Below are 19,698 nucleotides of genomic sequence, written 5' to 3'. Positions count from 1 at the left end.
ACTGCACCCGGTATGAAAAAATACATGGAATCGCTGAGCACGAAGAAAATCATAAAAGATCAGAGCCTGCTCCGGCACGAAGACATTCGTCGAAACATCCGGGTATTGCCCGAGCTACAGGCCTTCATCCCCCCACTCCTCCCCGACGAACAGGCCCAGCTGGAAAACAACATTCGGAAAGACGGCTGTCGGGAAGCGCTGCTGGTATGGGAAACAACCGAGGGTAGCCTGGCCGGTTCGGACGATATAAGCCCGGTATATGTGCTGGTAGACGGCCACAATCGATACGGCATCTGTCAGCGTTTCGGCATCGATTTTCGGGTTAACCTGGTCTCCTTCTCGGGCATGGATGAGGTCAGGAGCTTCATGATCGAAAATCAGCTGGGACGCCGGAACCTGACCCCGGAACAGACCGCCTATTTTCGCGGCTTACGCTACCTCGATGAACGCGGGACACGGGGCAAATACAAACGGGACAACCATAAAGGACAAAATGTCCCATATGCTTCAGCCGACTTTATCGACACGGCTTCGAACCCGGAGGCAAAAGCCGAATCGACCGCCCAGAAGATAGCCAAACAGTACAACGTCAACGAAAAGACGATTAAACGCGATGCCGAATTTGCCGCAGGCATGGACAAACTGGCTCCTGCCCTGAAAGCTTCTATTCTGGCCGGTAGTGTCTCGGTAAGCAAGTCGGTGATACAACAACTGGCAAAAAGTGATATACCAGCTGGTAGCCTCACTTCCATCGACAGTTTGTTGACCGGGTCTGATCAACTCGTTGCGGCAGACAAGCCAGCTTCGGTATCTATCGGGCGTCAGATGAGCAAACCAGCCAAACCGGCCGCACTACGCAAACGGTTACACTCCTTACTAGCTTCACTGACCGCTACCGGTGCCGATGAAATAGGTATCTGCGATCAGATCATTGACTGTGCCGCGATGCTTAAAAAGACGCTTGTTGAAAACCATTCAGGAGAGAGGGCGAAAAACCTATAAGGGGGCGGCCGCAACAGGGGGTTAAGGGAAAAGTGGAAGAGCGGTAAAAGGAAAGTTTAAAATTTGAAAAAAGAAAAAAACACCCACCCAGTCTTGCGGCAGGTGGGTGTTTTTTTAGAGTGTGTTTTTTCTATTATTTTTAGATACTATTTTTTCTATTTTTAATATATTTTTAGACCCCGCCTAACCTGTTGACTATCAGGTTTTTATAAGCTAATTATGTAAGTCGTTTGGTACGGATATGTAAGTCGTTTGGTACGAGAATGTAAGTCATTTGGTACCGGATGTAAGTCGTTTGGTACGGATATGTAAGTCGTTTGGTACGAGAATGTAAGTCATTTGGTACCGGATGTAAGTCATTTGGTACGGATATGTAAGTCATTTGGTACGAGAATGTGGAGGGCACTTTAGGCCATATTTAAGACCAGTTTGTGCTTTTCCCCAACTGCTGCCTATACATTTCTAGTTATGAGTCCTTATAGTAGAATGAATAAGTCCATTATATAATACTTTTTTATTTTTAAAATAGACTGCCCGGGATTGTGTAAGTTGGTTGGTACGGCAATTCAATTGACTACGCGCCACCAGGACCTCATTCTGTGCGGTTTGTCGGCAGGATAATAAAATGTAAGAAACTGGGTAAAACTTACATATTAACTTTATATTGCCTCACCTTGCGATTCACCAGAACCGATATGAGTGATAAGCCCGACACCCGAAAAGACATAGAGGCTCTTCAGCAGAACCCGGAGTACATTATCATGAATAACCCGCTCGCGAGTCCAAAATTCGTTCGGGCTATTTCGAAATCAGAGCAGAAGACAATAACGGAAATCTACACCCCCAAGGTCTTTTACGAGATTGTATCCAGGCTCAAACCCGAGCACCTTGTTGGCGTTGCCAACAACCAGAACATCACGATCGAGATCGTCATCAAAGATTTCCTGAAAGATATTGGCGCGGCCAAGTCCAAGAACTACCAGCACCTGATCACGTCGGTAGAAACCTTGCAGACAACCATCCTGAAATGGAAAGACGAGAAAGGAGAACACCGCAGCCCTATCGTAGCCTTCTCGACGCACGATCACAAGAGCAGCACCATTCAGGTACAGGTTCACGAAAAGCTGGTTAAAATCATCCTCGATGTTAAAGAGAAAGGCAATTACAGCTTTCTAAAACAGAACGTCCACAAGCTTCAGAATGCGCAGGCAATTAAACTATATCCGTTCTTCAAATCGTGGCTCAATTACGGCCGGTATGAAAGTGATTTGGTACGGTTCAAAGAACGCTTCGGGTATAACACCAGCGGGTACCAGCGGTTTGCCGCCTTCGAGAAGTACGTACTGATGCCGGCGCTGGAGGAGATCAACGAAAAGACCGATATCAGGCTGTCGTATCAGAAAGTTGGTGAAAACTTACAGGGCCAGAAACCCAGAGTTACCGGGCTGATCTTCTTTATCAAGCCAAAGGATAAAACCAAAATTCTACCCGTTCCGGAAGGTCCGCCCGAAACCGGGCCTGAACTCACAACCGAATACGAGCCCCAACCCGAGCCGGCGGCTGAACCTGTACCAGCCGCTTCACCCGAACTGACCGTAGCCGAGTTTGCGGAGCTCTATGAACTCTTCAAAGAGATCTGGATTGAAGACCGACCCGATGCGCTCACCAGCAAACTACTAATTGATGGTTACGTAACCGAGCATGGCCGGGATACGGTGCTGGACGCATTCACAGGTTTGATCGATACCAAAGCAAAGGCCAAAAGTGTAGCCTTTTTCACTCCCGAAACGTTTGCCCGATACAAGGGATTTCGGCTGAAGAAAGAAGGCAAACGACAAAGCGAACGAGCTCGTTTACAACAGAAGCAACAGGAGCAGGCAGAGCAGGAGCGGATGCAGTTAATCATTACTGATTTTGAGCGCCGGGAGCATACTTACTTTTTGCAGGCCTTCGATAAAATGACAGAAGATGCCCGCACTCCATTGCTCGATCAACTGCTGACGACCCAGGCGAATAATCCTGTTTACTTCGAATCTGGTGGCCAGCCCACCGATCTGGCCAAAAGTGAGATCGGGAGTTACTGGGTAAATAACCATACTGCCTATGACCGGCGCCTAACCTTCCAGAAAATTGCCGAACGGGAGTTCGGAGTCCAGATTGGTTTCAACGAAAATGGTATCCCTTATTTTATCAAATAACGGTATCTAGCCAGGTTTCTGAGCATAAAGGACATTTTGTCCTTTATGCTCAGAAACCTGGCTAGCAAAACGAAAAATAAGGCATTATATGCTGATTATGAGATAATTGTTGATGTTTTATGCCCACTCGATAAAAGCGTGCAATGGTAAATAGTACCGATGATCGCTATCAAAAAATACTGTAATTGGCCACAAGTAGTTGTGAAAATAAGAATAGCTATTTTAGTTAAAATCTATTGTAAGTCTATTGGTACCGGCTGGGGCTGAAAAAGCTAAAAAGTCCAAAAAACAGCACTAAAACATCTACTAATTAATCAATAATTTCGATTGTGTAGTCTATTATTTGATTATGAACAGAGCTCAGAAACCATCTACACCTGATGGGTGGCGCAATAGCGTCGAGAACCCGGCTAACGGCCTATTCTGTAAAGCAACGATCAGATATAATTAGCCGGATGTGTCGCAATTTGGATCTGTAGCAGCCCGCCGAAGATGATTTATTCTAGATGATTATGGCCCCTGCAGCGCCGTTTAGAATTGAGATGGCAGGCCTGCAGATGTAAGTGTATTGGTACGGGTGGATATGTTCAGAAGGTAAATTAAACGTATTGGGGTCATAAAGGACAAAATGTCCTTTATGACCCCAATACTGATTATGTGAGCAAATCGGTACCAGCTTACCGCAGGTATTTCTCAACGGGTACGATTTCGTAGTCGGGGTCGTTTTCGAACAGTTTGGTCAGGACGGCAGCATGGCGCTGTCCCATGACAACCAGAATCCGTTGCTTTTTTTCAGCCAGTTGACGGTTGACGATATTCGAATAGATGCGCAATTCTCGACTGTAGAAATAGGTGATGAAATCGGCCCCTACGTAATCAGATGAAATACGGGTGCTATCGAGCAAGGGGTCTTTCGTGTTCAGTTTTCCCTGCCTGACTTTAGCCGGCGTGATGTACATGACGCGGTACGTTTCCTGCAGTACCTGGGGCGAGTTAAGCTTGATCAGGAAATCGGGTAAACGCATCGTTCCTGCCCGAAAGGCACCAATAACGCTGTTGCCCAAATCGCTGAAGGCTTTGAGTTCGTTCAGGTAATAATCAATGTGCTGCCCCTGATTGAGAATCCGATTCGATGTGCCGATGTAATAATCAACGCCGAAGACCGACGGTAGATTTAGTTGCTTGGCGAGCGCATACGCGATCTGGTATTGTTCGGCCCGGCCGTGGGATAGGTCCCGGAACGACAATCGGTTCGACTTATAAAGGCCATACAGACTATCAACCTGGGCCTGTTCGCCCGGCTCACGCTCAATCAGAATCAGGTCGGGTTTGAACCGCGCTAGTTTGGCGTTCACCTGGTCGACTTCCCGCTGGCGGTTCTCCTGAAAGAGGTCGGCCATGGGTGCATCTTTGTAAAAACTCTCCTGCCCAAAGTGGGCACTGCCAAGCAGTATAATCTGTGTTTTAGAGGATTTTTGCTGGGCCAGACCTGCCGTAAGTGTGAAGGTGAGTAGGCTGGCAAATAGACAGAAACGAACGTTCATGACGTGTTTTGGGTCGATTGGTTAAACGTGTATAGACAACTGCTGTGCCACAAACGGTGACTGTTGAGTGTCAGCAGGCTAAACGAAAGCAAAGTCGGTCTCTTCGTCCATAACTGGACAAGATTGTCCAGTTATGGACGAAGAGAGGAATACCTGTTGGTGAGGGAAACTAGAAGTCATGTACTAGACAAGCAGCTTAATTGGGGTAAGCAGCTGGGTGAAAATGAGGTACAGGGGTTGTTGCCAGGCTGGCTAAACTTTCATTCAGCTGATTAGCCGTTGTAAAGTTAACTCACTACTTAAAAGTTTCATAAATTAGTGGTTTAGATACATATAAATCAAAAAATATACTTAAATGAATTCTGGATATAATCAATTGAGGAATAGGTTGCTACGGCATGATTCTTGTCTATTGATCAACTATCTCCCACATCATGTAGAAGTAACGTTTGACCAGTCATGCCTGCCAGCCTAGTTTTACGGGAGAAATGATCAAATCTATACCGAAAGACTACAGGTACTACCTCCGCTATTACCGGGTAGAGACGTTTTCCGGGTGGGTAAGTATGCTACTACTGGTGCTAGCGTCGGTAGGGGAGTGCCTGGCCCAACAGTTTATTAGTCGCGGCCGTACGCTGACCGACTTTGACACCAGCGTTCGGGCCGATTCTATACCCATACGGGTCGATCACTTACCCACGCGCATCGACGCTGAATACGGGCTGATGAAAGTCTGTTTCAATATTCAGCACAGTCGTACGTCTGATCTAAAAATAGAACTGGTTGCGCCCAGTGGGCAAAGCATATGGCTGAGTAACCGGAATGGGGGAGACCAGGGGGCCGACTTTGCCAATACCTGTTTTCGGTCGAATGGATTTTCGGGGTACATCCACCAGGCTAGTGCCCCGTTTGCCGGGGAGTACAGTCCGGATGGCCGGTTTCGCTTTTTGAACGATGGGCAGAACCCGAACGGGACCTGGTATCTGCTGATTACCGATCTGCGGAAAGGGGAGGGGGGCGTGCTGACTTACGTGACGCTGGAATTCGGTGCGAACCCGATGCCCAATGATGAGAAAACCCCCTGTTCGTTCCAGAATCCGGCCGCTTGCCGGTGCTCAACCGATCGGAGCGACTGCCAGCTGCTTCCCGATCTGGTAATCATCGGCTCGTTTACCCGGGCGCAGATCAAAGAATATGCCTGGAATGATCCGACCTACCCCGGGCAGTTACGCTTTGCGGCCTCCATTGCGAATATTGGCGATGGGCCCATGGAAACGGTTGGCAATCGGGAATGGTACTGCCAGCAGCAGCGCGTGGATTCGGGGAGCCGCTGTGCAGACGGTACCCTGGCCCGACAACGCCTGTATCAGCGGGTATATAGCCGGCAGGCCGACAGCCTCAGCTGGCACGACTACCCCGCCGGGACCAATTATTTCGACGAAAAACCGGGACATAATCATTACCATGCCGACGACTGGGTCGAGTTTCGGCTTGTTCAGCGGTATAAAACCCGAAACGGGCGAGAAGCGGAGAAAGTCGTGGCCACCGGCCGAAAGGTCAGCTACTGCCTGTTCGATTCGGGTATTTGTCGCTCGTCCGATACGTTGTGCCAGGACCGGGGCATAACCTACGGTCCCGAAAACCTGGCCAACTACGGGCTGGGATCGTACGCCAGTTGCCAGGCCTCGCGGCAGGGCATCAGCGTTGGCGGATACGACACGTATGGCATGATGTACGAAGGTCAGTATATACAACTGCCCAAAGGCCTGAAATCAGGTACGTACTGGCTCGAGATAGTCATTGACCCGGAGGGGCAGTACCGGGAAAAGTCCCGCGCCAACAACCGGTTTACCATGCCTGTCCGCATCAGCAGACAACAATAGCGGGTCGTACCGATCGGCTTGTGATACTATTAATTACTTGACGCATGAAAACAAGATTTTACCTGCTTATTCTGTGCATAACCCTGCTGGGCAAACAACTCGCCGTTGCTCAGTGTACAACCTGCACCCGATCCTACACTGGTGTGGGAAGCGGGACTGACTTTAGCAGTTTAAATTCGGGCGAGACCCTCTGCATCCTGGCCAACGTAGGTAATATCTCGATTGATCAGAACAAAACAGGTATCCGAATCTGCGTAGCGCCGGGCGTTACCTGGACCCAAACCAACGCATTGGCTGCCAACAGTATATCCATCACGGTAAACGGTACGTTTGTGCTCAACGGCGGGCTGAATCTGAACGGAAATTCGACCATTGCGGTGAGTGCCGGGGCCTCACTGTCGACGAACATAACCAATATCAACGCCGGCCTGCTCATCAACAACGCCGGGCAGGTTACGTTCACAGCAAACTCGGCCGTGACAACGACCGGAGGTTCGTTCACGTTTGCGAATGGAGCCGGGGCAACCCTAACCGCCACGGCACCGCCCAACTTCGTAGCGGGTAACTCGACCACGTATACAAACGCAGGTACGATGGTATTCTCCAGTCTCGAAGACTCAGAAGCCAATTCATTTATCAACCAAAGCACGGGGGTGATAACGGTTTATCGCACCTTCTACAACCATGGCGGGTTTACGAACAACGGACTCCTGCAAACGACCTGCGTGCCGGCGCAGAACGGAACGCTCGGGTGTGAGTTCAGAACGGGCGATAAGGGAGCCAAACAGTTTATCAGCAACAACTGCATTACGGTGAAAGGCACGGTGAACATCGACGGGCCGATTGTACTGAACGGACTGCTGGATATTGCTACGGGATACGACCTGTCCATTACCAAGATCGTGACGGGAACCAACGGGCGGATCGTGGTCAACGGGGGGGTAAGCCGGGCCGCCAATGACGGCCGCTACATCGGCACGAATATGCGGTTCTGCGATCGGAACACAACGGGCAACCGCTTCGATACCTATAGTGCCAACTACCCGAACGATCAGGCCGCCATCGTTGTCGACTGCTCACCATCGGCCTGCTCGACCTGTCCAACGCTGGCCGTTACCGCAACGCCGGGCGCCTGTGTACCCGCAACGAATCAGTACACGCTCACCGGGAGCGTAAGTTTCACCAACGCGGCTTCCGGTGAGCTGACGGTTACCGACGGGGTTCGCTCTACTACCGTTTCAACCAGTGGCAGCAGCCCGCAGAGTTATACCCTGACCGGTCTCACGGCCAATGCGGCCAGCCATACGGTTACGATAACCTCCAGTAGTACGGCTTGTACACCGGCTTCGGTTACCTATGCGGCCCCGGCTTCGTGTTCATGCAGCCTAAGCGTTCAGACATTTAGCCAGAGCGGGTGTCAGGCAAACGGGACCGATGTTACGAGCGCTGATGATTATTTTCTGCTGACGGTACAGGCAACAGCCGTAAACGGAAGCGGTCGGTACGAGCTGGTGCTAAACGCCAACAGCGACGGATCGGGCGGAACTGTGCTCAACGCGGGTGGTACGGCCTATGGACAGGCCGTAACCGTTGGAGCAGGCCGGCAGCTCAGCGCCAACAACTCAACAACCTATCCGATCACCATTCGCGATGCGACCAATACGGCCTGCCGACAGGTACGCACTACCGTGGCCGTCGCGTCCTGCTCGCCCTGCGAGTCGGTGCTTTGCCCCAAAGTTTCCCTTACCCGCCAGTAGCGTTCCAGACTTATCGAATCTCGAACTGATAGCTGCCTGCCACGAGCCTATACTGCCGACCCGACACACCTGCGTTTGTAGTTGGACTCAGCAGTCGCCCGTCTGCGTACGCCTGCCCGTCCGTCAGGAAGAGCGTAGCCGTTGAATTGGGGGGTACGGTGACCAGGTAGGTAATCCCCGAACCCGATCGGCGCCAGGCAGACCGGATCATTCCGTGCGGGCCCTGGTGGGTGGCCTCAAAATGATCCAGGGTTTTTACAAAGTTGGGTTTCAGCAGAATGTGCTTAAAACCGGGTGCGTTGGGGTCCGGTTTGATACCACCCAACGCCTTGTACATCCAGGCTCCGACTTCGCCAAACATGATATGATTCAGGGAGATATCGCTTTTGGCATCGATAGGCCAGTTCTCGTACAGGGTAGTGGCTCCATTGGCTATCCACCAGCCCCAGGACGGAAAGGTTTCCTGCGAAGCGACCCGGTAGGCCAGATCGGCATGGCCGTTATCGCTGAGTGCATTCAAGATGGTTTTGGTGCCAAGCAGGCCAACATCGATATGGGCCTGGTCGGCTTCGACCCGCTGAGCCAGTTGAGACGCTACGGCCGCCGACAGCCCATCGGGTACCAGGCCCCAGTGGAGCGGTGCGCTGAGTTCAGTTTGGAGCCCCGACCCGTAGCGGGCCGCTGTCTGGTTCAGGTATTTGGCGTTAATTGCCTGTCGGATGCGGGCCGCCAGGGATGAATAATGGGTGTAATCGTCGGTTCGGTTGAGGAGTCTGGCTATGTTGGCCAGTATGCGGGTATCCGTGTAGTAATAGATCGACGAGGTCAGCTCAACGGGGGCTTTAGATTTTACGGGCACCCAGTCGCCCAGGCCCCAGCTTGTCAGGTTGTTGGGGCTACTGGCTTCGAGGTGATCAACGTACCGTTTGATGGCGTCGTAATTGTCGATCAGGATTTTTTTGTCGCCGTAAAACAGGTATACGTTCCAGGGAATCAGCGCAATGGTGCTGGTCCAGTCGGGGCCGTTCCCCCAGTCGTACCCCCAACCGCCGGTGGGGATGATCGAAGGCAATACGCCGTTCGGCTGCTGTTCATCGCGGTGATCGGCCAGCCATTTTTCATAGATGGTGATGCCATCGAAGTTGTATAAACCGGTCTCAACGGCAATGTGGGCATCGCCGGTCCAGCCGTTTTTCTCCCGTTGTGGGCAGTCGGTCGGGTAGCCGAACAGGTTTGACAGGTACGAGTTGTTGGTTGCCTGCCAGATTTTGTTCAAGGCTGGATTGGCCGAGTTCACCTGACCCGTAGCGGGCACGTCGCTATGCATAAAATACCCCGTCAGACTCTGTTGAGTGAGGGTTACGGGTTGCGTACTGGTGACCTCTACGTACTGAAACCCTTTGTAGTTGAAGTGAGGCATGAATGTTTCCTCACCCCGACCGCTGAGCGTGATTACATCGGTCTGGAACGGGTCGCTCTGATCGGTAGGTCGGTAATGCATGTCGATATTCGACTGATCGGCCCGTCCGTCTTTCGTTAGTCGCTCGGCATGTTTCAACCGGAGGGTAGTGCCCGCCGGACCCTGCACGCGAATCTGGCTGACCCCGGCTATGTTGCGGCCCAGGTCGAACACATAGGTCGTATCGTTTAGTTTGGTCAGGCTGCGGGCCGGTATCGCTTCCACATTTCGGATCGGGTGCATAACCTGCGCTACGATGTTGGCGGATGGGGCCGACCTGATTTTAGCGGCAGTCCATTTTGTATCGTCAAAATTTACCTGATTCCAGCCGGGCTGCTCCAGGCGCGCGTCGTACCGTTCGGCCGTGTAGATGCTGTTGAAGCGGATTGGACTGAGGCTGGTTTTCCAGTCTGTACCGGAGGATATGGTCTCAACGCTGCCATCGTCGTAGGTGATCCGCAGATCGAGGCAGAAGGTGGGCCGGTTACGCCAGGGGGCTTTGTGAAAATACCATACCGCCGTTGACTGATGATTGTACCAGCCATTACCCAGCAAAACGCCCAGCGCATTGGCACCGGTCCTGAACTGCTTCGTTACGTCGTACGTCACATACAGAACCCGGCGGTCGAAGCGGGTGTACATGGGGTCGAGCCGGTGGTTGCCTATCTTTTGTCCGTTCAGATAAAGCTCGTACAGCCCGCCTGTCGCTACGTAAGCCCGGGCGCTCCGGATCGTTTTACCCGTCTGAAACACTTTCCGGAAATAAGGAGCTGGTTTTATGGTTTCGTCGGCCCCGTCGCTGATCCAGGCACCCTGCCAGTTTTTCGGATGCATAAGTCCGGTTTCAAATCGGGCCGTTGCCGACGTATGTGGCTTACCATCCTGATCCCAGGCCGTGACTCGCCAGAAGTAGGCGGTAAACGGACGAAGGGGTTTACCAGAATAGGTTACCAGCGTCTGGTCGGATGCCTGTCGGGCGGGTTGCCAGCTGTTTCCGGCTCCCCGGCCAGGCTCCAGCGAGTCGGTGCTTACCTGTATCTGCCAGGCGGTTTGTCGGGCTCCCCGTCTCGGATCCTGTAACCGCCACGAGAATCGGGGTGTTGTAGCGTCGATACCAAGCGGATTGACCAGATGTTCCGTCTTCAGATCAACGGGTGTACCCGGGGTTTGTGCGCTTACTGACCTCATGAAGAACAGACTGCCCAGGCCGCCAATCAGAGTACGAACTAGTAACGAGGCCAGGCTTTTGGCGGCACGCCCGGTTGCGGTACCGGAGGAAACTGAAAACGAAGAGGGTAGGGCAGACAGGCAGTCGGTCATGGCAGATGCGGGTGGTGATTGAGTGAAAAGCCCGTTGCAGGGGTCTTATAACCGACCTACAACGGGCTGACTGATACGCTCCGGTAAACACCGGTACTTGTTAGATGCGGGGTTCCCAGCCTTTTTCATACTCGCGGCTCCACAGCTTCATAGCCTCCCGATCGCGAACGTGTCCGTTGGTGGTGTCTACCTCCAGCGACTTATTGGTCCGGTACGCGATGTTGGCCAGGTGACACAAGAGCGTGCTTTTGGCCCCTTCGTCGATGGGTGATGCCTGTTTCGCTTTACCCCGGATCGCTTCGAAGAAGTTGACTACGTGGCGGGTCGTCATATCGCCACCACCGCCCAGCGCGGTGCCGGCTTCCGAACCGCCCGACTTACTGGTTTTTACCGTTTTTCCTTCCCGGTTAAACAGGGTGTAGCCGTCGCGATCGACGTAGACGCTGCCGTTGCTGCCGTAGATAATCGTGCCGCGGTCGCTGCCGTAGGTTTTATGGCCGTTGCGACTTTTGCCATCCCACTTGATGATTTTGTTGCCGGGAAAGCGGAAAGTGGCATCCATGGTATCGTACATGACCCACCCGTCGGTCGGGAAAGCCCGTTTGGCAGCCTCGACCGCAACGTGTTCCGGGTATTCGACCTGGAGAGCCCAGCGCGCTACGTCCAGTTCGTGGGTAGCGTTATTGCCACTTTCGGCCGTGCCGTATTGCCAGCCGTACCAGTGCCAGTTATAATCCCAGGTGTCGTGGGTGTAGGGGGTCCGGGGAGCAGGGCCCTGAAACAGTTCCCAGTCGAGTCCATCAGGAACGGGCGCCTTCTTTGCCACCGGCACCTCACCCCGGGTGGCCGCGTAAAAAGCCACGGCTTTAAATGGGGTTCCAATGATGCCATTGTGTATCTGGCTGATAATATCGATCGATTCGAGCGCCGACCGTTGCTGGTTACCCATCTGGATGATCTTGCCGTATTTTTTCTGGCATTCGATCAGGATTTCGCCCTCGCGGGGGTTGTGGCTACAGGGCTTTTCTACGTACACGTGTTTACCGCCCTGAACGGCCATCCAGGTGCCGGGCGCATGCCAGTGGTCGGGCGTGGCGTTGAACAGGGCGTCGACCTGCTTGTCGGCAATGACCTTGCGGATGTCGTTTTCCAGCTTGGGTGCATACGAGATATGCTTCGAAAACTTTTGGGCACCCGACTCGCGCTGCTTCTTCATAACATCGCAGAGATAGACAAGCTCAACGTTGCTGCTTTTCAGCGAGATCGGCTCGTAGTAGGCACTTAACCGCCGACCGAGCCCGATGATAGCCACGTTGATCCGCTCGTTGGCACCGATGATTTTTGCATAACTCTTCGCCGACATACCCGGGGCCAGTCCTCCCACCGACAGGCCAACGGTTCCCAGCGCTGTTTTTTTGATAAACTCTCGTCTTGATGTATCCACTCGATTAGCAATTAAGGTTCATGTTAGGGGGCCAGCCTGGTATGGTTACACACAGGCCGACATTACTATACCCGAAAACATTACTATAAGCCGTAATTGCTGATTTCTAATTGCTTTTGTCGGCGGAAACACGCCATTGTCCTGATAATTGCCTGATCAGGCAGGGAGATAAACGATGAAGGTTGCCCCTTCGTCTGGCTTACTTTTGGCCGTGAGGGCACCCCCATGATTTTCTACCACTCGCTGGCATATCGCTAAGCCAACGCCGGTTCCTTCAAATTCGCGGTTTCCATGCAGCCGCTGAAATACCTGAAAGATGCGGTCGAGGTACCTTTCTTCAAAACCGATACCCTGATCAATCAGGCTGATCTGATGGTAGTAGCCAGTCTGTTTAGCCGGCATCAATACTGCCGGTAATTCATCAGCCTGACAAAGCCGATAGCGAATCTGAAGCTGGGGTTGCTGGCTAGGCGGGGTAAACTTAATCGCGTTTGAGATCAGATTTTGAAACAACTGTGACAATTGGGATACCTCTCCCTTTACCTGCGGCAATTCGTCCAGGCTCAGTTGCACCTGTCTTTCGTCAATTTGCCACGATAGGGTCTCCAGCACGCCGGTTACAATGTCAGCCAGGGAAACCAGCCCGAACGATTGCTGCCGGGTGGCTATGCGCGAATACGCCAGCAGGTCTTTGATCAGTGTAGACATACGCTCGCTGGCTGAACTCATACGCTGAAGATAATCCTGTCCTTCCCGGTCCAGTGTACTGGCGTATCGCTGTTTGAGCAGACTACCGAATTGCCTGATCTTGCGGAGGGGTTCCTGCAGGTCGTGGCTGGCTACATAGGCAAACTGCTGCAAATTATCGTTCGAACGTTGTAAATCCTGATTGACCAGTACCAGCTCCTGGGTGCGGGCCATCACTCTGTTTTCCAGCTCTACTGACAAATGGCGGTATTTTTCTTCCCGCCGTCGTAACGCGGTTTCGCTCCGCGAGCGTTCAACGGCTTCCCAGGTCCGCTCGGCGGTTTCTTCGATCAGTTGAACTTCGGTCGGGGTCCAGCTTCTGGGTAAAGAGGCATGAACGGATAAAATTCCGATCAATTGGCCTGCTTTTCGCAAAGGCACACCAACCTGAGCCTTGATACCAACCTGTTCGTTCATCGCCCGTTCGGCGGCAGATAGCGCAGGATCGGCGGTAAGGTCGTTCATGACAATAGTCTGGCCAGCCTGTAAGCGCGCAACAACCGCCGGGCCAAAGTCAGCCATGACAAACTCTCCGGTCAGCTCAATAACCCCCTTAACGTAGTTCGATGTCACCACTACCAAACGCCCATCCTGACTTATTTCTCCATAATGTACCCGATTTGCCCCCAGGGTTTCGCCCAGCAGCTGAGCCGCCGTAGCCTGAATAACCTTCGGATCGATGAGCGGGCGCAGCAGGTCACTCAACCGGAGCAGATAGGCATGGCGAAATTCGAGTGTCTGGGTGGCTTCTAAACAAGTGACCAGTACGCCGTTAATCGTCCCCTCATCGGCCAGGGGGCTAAAGCAAAATGTCGCATAGGTAGCCCCGAGGGGGTTATTGCCCGGAATTGGAAGTTTCTGACCGTCAATCCATTCAGCCCGGCCACCGGCCATACTGGTTTGGATTACGGGCCCTGCGTAGGGCCAGATGTCGGCCCAGCTTACGGCGCCTGGCTGTCCCAACGCGGCTGGATGGTTATTCAGGTTGCTAAACCCAGCCCGGAATCCGTCATTGTAGATCGTTATCAGCTCAGGTCCCCACAAGATGAGCATGGGCGATCTGGTGGCAAGCACCATCTGGACAAGCGTACGCAGGCTTTGTGACCAACTATTGGGAGCACCTAACGGCGTTGTCTCCCATGGAAAGTCTCTGATTCGTTGACCCATCTCACCGCCACCGGACAAAAAGGGGTAATCAGCGGAAATAAACGTATTGTCCAAAATAATAGGCTGTACGGGTAGCAGAGAACAAGGGCAAAGGGTCACCTACCCCTGAAAAACGGGAGTGCAGATAGGTTGGAAGCGGGTAGTGGGGCAAGACTCCTTGTCTACAAAGTTACAGCGTTTTAGATAGAGTCTATATACTATGTGTAAAGACCACAACCGTGTGATCATGTTTCCCTGAAATTTCCTGGATAATCGCTGCCCCTTCTTTCGCCGTTTGTTTTCGGCTGTATTACTTACTCATTCCAAGAAAAAGTTTAAAAAAAGTAATGCGTTAATTTGACGTATTAATAAATCTTCACTTCATTTGTCTTGTCATTTTGACGCAATAGGAATTGGCCATGTTTGAGAAGCCCGGCATTAAAGGATGTAACAGGGGAATGCGAATACTAAGGGAGGTCAGCCAATACCGGCCCCGATTCGGCATCCGCCGTGTATCATGGAAGAAAACAGGTGTATCTAACGAGAAGCCCCTCAGAGCTTGTTTAGGGAAAGGGAATTAAGACCCGAAAGCCGTGTAGAGACTGGATTGTACACCCCCCAGCCCCGCGACGGCGGCCCGGCCTAAGAGGTTGTTTGGGACCGGATTGTACACCCCCCAGCCCCCTAAAGGGGGAGAAAAAACGGCGGGGTCAACTCCTCCTTTAGGGGGCTGGGGGGCGTAAAAGTCCGCCCTTCGAGTCGATTAAAGTCAGTAAGTACCTTCCAAAAAAGCCCTCTGGGCCAGCAGCCGCCTTCAGTTCATACCTCAGGAATAATCTATAATCAACAGCTGGTCAGACCAGTTTAATCCAAGCAGACAATGACGATATCCCGCAAAGAGTTTCTCAGAACCAGTGCCCTGGCCCTGACGCTGCCTTATCTAAGTCAGGTAGACGTTTTCGCTAAACCGATCAAAAAAATTGGCCTTCAGTTGTATACCCTGCGCAATGAGTTTGGCAAGGATGTGGAGGGGACGCTGAAAAAAGTTGCCGACATTGGTTACCAGGAAGTGGAAACGTTCGGGTATGCGGGTGGGAAATTTTTCGGCAAAACGCCCGCTGAATTCAAGACGCTGCTTACCAGCCTTAATCTTACGTCGCCCAGCGGCCATTACATGCCCAATAACCTGAAAAAAGACTGGAATGTAGCCGTGGAGCATGCCGCCGGGATCGGGCAGAAATACATGATGTGCGCGTTTCTGTTCCCGCAGGACCGCAAGACGATCGACGATTACAAGAAACTGTGCGACACCCTGAACACCGCCGGCGAGGTTTGTCAGAAGGCCGGTATCCAGTTCGGTTATCACAACCATGACTTCGAGTTTGAGACGCTGGATGGGCAGGTGCCTTATCAGGTGATGCTGTCCGGTACCGATCCAAAACTGGTAAAAATGGAGCTGGATCTATACTGGGCTATCCGGGCGGGTCAGGATCCGGTTGAGCTGTTCAGAAAGAACCCCGGCCGGTTCCCGCTCGTGCACCTGAAAGACATTGCCAAAACCGAGAAACGCGAATTTGCCGAAGTGGGTACCGGCTCGGTCGATTTTCAGCGCATTCTGGATGCGCACAAGACGGCTGGTATTCAGCATTACTTCGTAGAGCAGGATGCCGTTGTGAAGGGCTCCCCGCTGGAAGCGATCGCCATCAGTTACCAGAACGTGCAAAAACTGCGCGTCTGACGCCGAGCGATGCCTGCCGCAGCCGCCTGCGGCAGGCTACAAAATCCTGTTCATGACCTGAGGCCCAAATTTTTCCGGATGAAGACGACTGACGAAGTGATTGATTTTGTCCTCTACGGTGGGCAGCGGCATTTGCCCCATTTGACGATCGACTGCGCCATTCTGGGGTATCACGATCAGCAGCTGAAAATTTTGCTGGTTAAGCTACACGGCTCAGATGGGTGGGGCTTACCGGGCGGCTTTATCAGGAAGGACGAACGGTTCGGCGATGCGGCCAACCGGATACTGGCCGAACGAACCGGTATAACAGACCTGTTCCTTCAGCAATTTTATACGTTTGGCGATAGCCCTTACCGACATCGGGAGCAACGGGCCGAAGATCTGCAGCAGCTGGTAGGCGACTGGATCACCATCCGGGAAGACAACTGGCTCCTCGGCCGACAGATTTCTATCGGCTATTACGCGCTGGTCGACTACGAGCGGGTTATCGTGCAGACGGACCTGATCGTAGAGGACTATGGGTGGTGGGATATTGCCGCTCTGCCCGAGCTGCTGTACGACCACAACGATATGGTTGACAAGGCGCTGGAGACGATACGGCTTCAGCTCTACCACCAGCCGATCGGGGCCAGTCTACTCCCTGATCAGTTTACGCTGCCCGAAATACATGTGCTTTACGAAACCCTGCTCGGCAAAACCCTCGATCGGCGCAACTTTCCGCGGAAGTTGTTTGCGCTAGGTCTGCTGAACAAACTCGATGAACAGCGGTCGATCGGTCCCCACCGGTCGCCTAACCTGTACGAATTTAACCGGACCAATTATCAGAAGGCGCTGGAAGAAGGAATTGTACTGGTAATGTAATCGCGCCCAAGGGTCTGTAGCCAGCGGCTGATAAAGCCTCTTTTTTTACCCTTTTCTCTTTTCTAGTTTACGTTTAAACGCTGTTGATCATGAAAAAAGTGAGTCTGTTGTTTCTATTTTTATGCCTGGGTCTTGCCTACGATGGATTTTCGCAGGCGGCTGCACCTGCCGATTTTTTTGCGGGAAAGTGGGAGGTAACCATAGCCGGAACACCCAACGGTGACGTCAGGTTTATGACTGATCTGGTTCGGAAAGATGGTAAATTGACGGGGTCGCTGAAAGATCAGTCGGGTACCAGACCCGAGCCTATACCCATTACCAAGGTGGACGAAGCCGCCGACAAAATTACCATCTACTTCAATACCGAACAGGCTGGCGAAATTGGCGTTGAACTGGCCAAAGTAGATAACGACCATCTCAAAGGCCAGCTGATGAATATGTTTGAGTCAACCGGCGTTCGGGTCAAAAACTAAGTAGTACCTCTCCTGACGTTTCTTTTTTTACCTTACAGAGCCAGTCACCTGCCTGCCAGACCGAGCGCTGGTACCGGAGGGTGGCTGGCTTCCGGCTTTCAGGGTAACCCGCCTGGCGATGTCCCGGGCAGTCAGTCCAGCAAAATAACCAATTCGAATCACCTGACTCAACTTATGAACTATCGTACCTGTGTACTCCCGTCAGTACTCTCCCTGCTTTTGGTAAGCTCGCTGAACGCTCAGGTTCTGACCGACTCCGTGTTGGTAGAAGGGCATTATCGGCCATTCCATTACAGTACGCCACCCCTTGCATTACGCAAACCCAGCCTGGTCTTTGTGCTGCATGGCTCGAACGGGAGCGGACTGGATATGATGAAAGCGGCTGCCCGGATGGAGCAGCAGGCCCGGACTGAGAACACCCTTATTGTTTATCCCAACGGCTACAAACGCTACTGGAACGAGTGTCGAAAAGCGTCTCCGGCTGCGGCTAATAAAGAGAACCTGAACGAGCAGGCTTTTTTTGAGGCCATGATTGGGTATTTCAACAAGCGATTTGGCGCCAACACCAACCAGGTTTTTGCGGTGGGTACCTCCGGCGGTGGCCATATGGCCTATAAACTGGCGCTTACCATGCCCGACCGGTTCCGGGCTATTACGGCGATCATTGCCAACCTACCCGATACTACCAATATGGATTGTGTTCCGACCGGGAAACCGGTGCCTGTCATGATTATCAACGGAACCGACGATGACGTAAACCCGTACAACGGAGGCCTTGTCAACCTGGGCCCAACTATGAACATGGGAGAGGTTCGCTCTACCGCGCGCACCCTGGCGTATTGGGCTGATCTGGCCCGCTATCGTGGGCAACCACGCCGGGAAAACCTGCCGGATGTTGACCCGAATGATGGCAGGACTATTGAGCGATATACCTACCGCGAGTTGGGTAAACCCGAGGTTGTTTTGCTTAAGGTTATCGGCGGAAAACACGACTACCCCAACGATCTGGATGTGCACGTAGAAGCGCTGCGGTTCTTCATCCGCCAGATTCGATAGATACCGGCGACAAACGCAGTCGGTGAGAAAGTAGGTTAGTAACTATTAGAATCAAAAGCGTGTTATATTGCAATCAATTGATTCTGTTTAGAGAGTAGTTGACTGATTTCCCGAATAAAAACACCAGCTAGTATGGCTACCCAGGCAACCCTACCGCCATCTACACGACCCGACGTCAACGTAGTTCCGCTAACGGCACTTCAGCTCATAGACCGCTCCCGGCAGGGACTGGCTGGTTCAGAAGCGGGGCGCGTTGCGGGTCTGCTGGGGGTTGCCGATAAGGAAATGGCCCGGCTGCTGAACCAGTCGGTCGCTACTTTCCATCGGCAGGCCAAAGCGGGTCGGCTCGATGCGGCCACCTCCGAGCGACTGCTGTTACTCAGTCGGCTGGCTGGTCACGGCACCGCTGTCTTTCAGGACCAGGGCAAATTTACCCGCTGGCTCCGTCGGCCGCTGCGGGCGCTGGCTGACCGGTCACCACTCGATCTGATGGATAGTCCGACCGGCGTTCAGCTGGTAGAGGATCTACTGGGGCGTATTGAATACGGGGTGTTCAGCTAATGGCTATCACCCTGTACCGCATCCAGACCGACAGCCACCGCGATACGATTCTCGATGGGATTGGTGCCCAGCTGCACGGAGGCCGCTGGAATGCCAAAGGACGCCCCATGGTCTACACGGCTACGACACCGGAGCTTTGCTTTCTGGAGTATATGGTACACCTCGACGGGACACCCCTGGCCGATCTGCCCCCGCTGATCCTGTGCGAGATTTCGGTACCGGATGCGTCAATTGTGTACCTGTCGGCCAGTGAATTGCCGGTCGGTTGGGATGACCCGTTTGTGACTCCGCCCGGGCTGGCCAGCTATGCGGACGCGCAGTTTCGCCACCATGGGTCGTTATGCCTGGCACTTCCATCGGCAGTGGTGCCGCTGTCGCCTTCCCGCAACGTCCTGATCGATCCGCTGCATTCGTTACGACCGGCCTGTTCGGTACTGACTATTCAACCCTATCCCGTCGACCCCCGCCTGCCGACCGCGTCAGTCGATTAGTCGATAAACAAACAGGCG

General features: G+C 52.8%; 14 protein-coding genes. 10 read left to right on the top strand and 4 right to left on the bottom strand.

Annotated elements, in window-relative coordinates:
* Positions 1-12 precede the first annotated feature (12 nt).
* Both EQG79_RS26320 and EQG79_RS26315 read left to right on the top strand, forming a co-directional pair.
* Positions 13-1,002 (top strand): ParB N-terminal domain-containing protein, encoded by a 990-nt coding sequence (locus EQG79_RS26320; RefSeq protein ID WP_129605458.1) that lies wholly within the window; start codon positions 13-15, stop codon positions 1,000-1,002.
* A 695-nt stretch (positions 1,003-1,697) separates the two neighbouring features.
* The gene (locus EQG79_RS26315) at positions 1,698-3,200 is read left to right on the top strand and encodes a replication initiation protein (RefSeq protein WP_129605646.1); all 1,503 of its coding nucleotides are present in this window, start codon (positions 1,698-1,700) and stop codon (positions 3,198-3,200) included.
* A 677-nt stretch (positions 3,201-3,877) separates the two neighbouring features.
* Here EQG79_RS26315 and EQG79_RS26310 read toward each other — a convergent pair.
* Complete coding sequence (locus tag EQG79_RS26310; RefSeq protein ID WP_129605644.1) at positions 3,878-4,744, bottom strand: DUF5694 domain-containing protein; 867 nt, start codon at positions 4,742-4,744, stop codon at positions 3,878-3,880.
* A gap of 488 nt (positions 4,745-5,232) precedes the next feature.
* On the opposite strand from EQG79_RS26310, the gene EQG79_RS26305 reads away from it, so the two are divergent.
* Positions 5,233-6,627 carry a proprotein convertase P-domain-containing protein gene (locus tag EQG79_RS26305; RefSeq protein ID WP_240699460.1) on the top strand — a complete coding sequence of 465 codons (1,395 nt, stop codon included), beginning with the start codon at positions 5,233-5,235 and terminating at the stop codon, positions 6,625-6,627.
* 44 nt (positions 6,628-6,671) lie between these two features.
* Positions 6,672-8,384, top strand: coding sequence for a hypothetical protein (locus EQG79_RS26300; protein ID WP_129605642.1), 1,713 nt, complete (start codon positions 6,672-6,674; stop codon positions 8,382-8,384).
* A 10-nt stretch (positions 8,385-8,394) separates the two neighbouring features.
* Here the strand turns inward: EQG79_RS26300 and EQG79_RS26295 are convergent, their stop codons facing one another.
* The 3 genes from EQG79_RS26295 to EQG79_RS26285 form a co-directional block, all read right to left on the bottom strand.
* Complete coding sequence (locus EQG79_RS26295) at positions 8,395-11,163, bottom strand: alpha-L-rhamnosidase (protein ID WP_240699459.1); 2,769 nt, start codon at positions 11,161-11,163, stop codon at positions 8,395-8,397.
* Positions 11,164-11,263: 100 nt separating this feature from the next.
* Positions 11,264-12,607, bottom strand: coding sequence for a Gfo/Idh/MocA family protein (locus EQG79_RS26290; protein ID WP_129605640.1), 1,344 nt, complete (start codon positions 12,605-12,607; stop codon positions 11,264-11,266).
* Positions 12,608-12,763: 156 nt separating this feature from the next.
* On the bottom strand, positions 12,764-14,407 hold the full coding sequence (locus EQG79_RS26285; protein ID WP_165358957.1) for a sensor histidine kinase: 1,644 nt from the start codon (positions 14,405-14,407) through the stop codon (positions 12,764-12,766).
* 973 nt (positions 14,408-15,380) lie between these two features.
* On the opposite strand from EQG79_RS26285, the gene EQG79_RS26280 reads away from it, so the two are divergent.
* From EQG79_RS26280 to EQG79_RS26255, 6 genes are all read left to right on the top strand, one after another.
* Positions 15,381-16,238 carry a sugar phosphate isomerase/epimerase family protein gene (locus EQG79_RS26280; RefSeq protein ID WP_129605636.1) on the top strand — a complete coding sequence of 286 codons (858 nt, stop codon included), beginning with the start codon at positions 15,381-15,383 and terminating at the stop codon, positions 16,236-16,238.
* 78 nt (positions 16,239-16,316) lie between these two features.
* On the top strand, positions 16,317-17,099 hold the full coding sequence (locus EQG79_RS26275) for an NUDIX hydrolase (RefSeq protein WP_129605634.1): 783 nt from the start codon (positions 16,317-16,319) through the stop codon (positions 17,097-17,099).
* An 89-nt stretch (positions 17,100-17,188) separates the two neighbouring features.
* Positions 17,189-17,572: a hypothetical protein gene (locus EQG79_RS26270; protein WP_077924431.1), complete on the top strand. Its 384-nt coding sequence runs from the start codon at positions 17,189-17,191 to the stop codon at positions 17,570-17,572.
* A 174-nt stretch (positions 17,573-17,746) separates the two neighbouring features.
* The gene (locus EQG79_RS26265) at positions 17,747-18,628 is read left to right on the top strand and encodes an alpha/beta hydrolase family esterase (protein WP_077924430.1); all 882 of its coding nucleotides are present in this window, start codon (positions 17,747-17,749) and stop codon (positions 18,626-18,628) included.
* 132 nt (positions 18,629-18,760) lie between these two features.
* Complete coding sequence (gene parS, locus EQG79_RS26260; protein ID WP_077924429.1) at positions 18,761-19,189, top strand: type II RES/Xre toxin-antitoxin system antitoxin; 429 nt, start codon at positions 18,761-18,763, stop codon at positions 19,187-19,189.
* Positions 19,189-19,680, top strand: a complete 492-nt coding sequence (locus EQG79_RS26255; protein WP_077924428.1) for an RES family NAD+ phosphorylase — start codon at positions 19,189-19,191, stop codon at positions 19,678-19,680. The genes parS and EQG79_RS26255 overlap by 1 nt, the downstream gene beginning before the upstream one ends.
* Positions 19,681-19,698 lie beyond the last annotated feature (18 nt).

The organism is Spirosoma sordidisoli (genome assembly GCF_004138325.1).
Classification (GTDB): Bacteria; Bacteroidota; Bacteroidia; order Cytophagales; family Spirosomataceae; genus Spirosoma; species Spirosoma sordidisoli.
Note: the sequence above shows the minus strand (reverse complement) of the source record. Positions and strands in the feature narration are given on the sequence as shown.

Excerpts from the sequence above, each read along its gene's own strand:
- EQG79_RS26305 (WP_240699460.1), top strand. The coding sequence starts at position 5,233 with ATGATCAAATCTATACCGAAAGACTACAGGTACTACCTCCGCTATTAC.
- EQG79_RS26310 (WP_129605644.1), bottom strand. The coding sequence starts at position 4,744 with ATGAACGTTCGTTTCTGTCTATTTGCCAGCCTACTCACCTTCACACTT.
- EQG79_RS26295 (WP_240699459.1), bottom strand. The coding sequence starts at position 11,163 with ATGACCGACTGCCTGTCTGCCCTACCCTCTTCGTTTTCAGTTTCCTCC.
- EQG79_RS26315 (WP_129605646.1), top strand. The coding sequence starts at position 1,698 with ATGAGTGATAAGCCCGACACCCGAAAAGACATAGAGGCTCTTCAGCAG.
- EQG79_RS26265 (WP_077924430.1), top strand. The coding sequence starts at position 17,747 with ATGAACTATCGTACCTGTGTACTCCCGTCAGTACTCTCCCTGCTTTTG.
- EQG79_RS26275 (WP_129605634.1), top strand. The coding sequence starts at position 16,317 with ATGAAGACGACTGACGAAGTGATTGATTTTGTCCTCTACGGTGGGCAG.
- EQG79_RS26300 (WP_129605642.1), top strand. The coding sequence starts at position 6,672 with ATGAAAACAAGATTTTACCTGCTTATTCTGTGCATAACCCTGCTGGGC.
- EQG79_RS26320 (WP_129605458.1), top strand. The coding sequence starts at position 13 with ATGAAAAAATACATGGAATCGCTGAGCACGAAGAAAATCATAAAAGAT.
- EQG79_RS26280 (WP_129605636.1), top strand. The coding sequence starts at position 15,381 with ATGACGATATCCCGCAAAGAGTTTCTCAGAACCAGTGCCCTGGCCCTG.
- EQG79_RS26285 (WP_165358957.1), bottom strand. The coding sequence starts at position 14,407 with ATGCTCATCTTGTGGGGACCTGAGCTGATAACGATCTACAATGACGGA.
- EQG79_RS26270 (WP_077924431.1), top strand. The coding sequence starts at position 17,189 with ATGAAAAAAGTGAGTCTGTTGTTTCTATTTTTATGCCTGGGTCTTGCC.
- EQG79_RS26255 (WP_077924428.1), top strand. The coding sequence starts at position 19,189 with ATGGCTATCACCCTGTACCGCATCCAGACCGACAGCCACCGCGATACG.
- parS (WP_077924429.1), top strand. The coding sequence starts at position 18,761 with ATGGCTACCCAGGCAACCCTACCGCCATCTACACGACCCGACGTCAAC.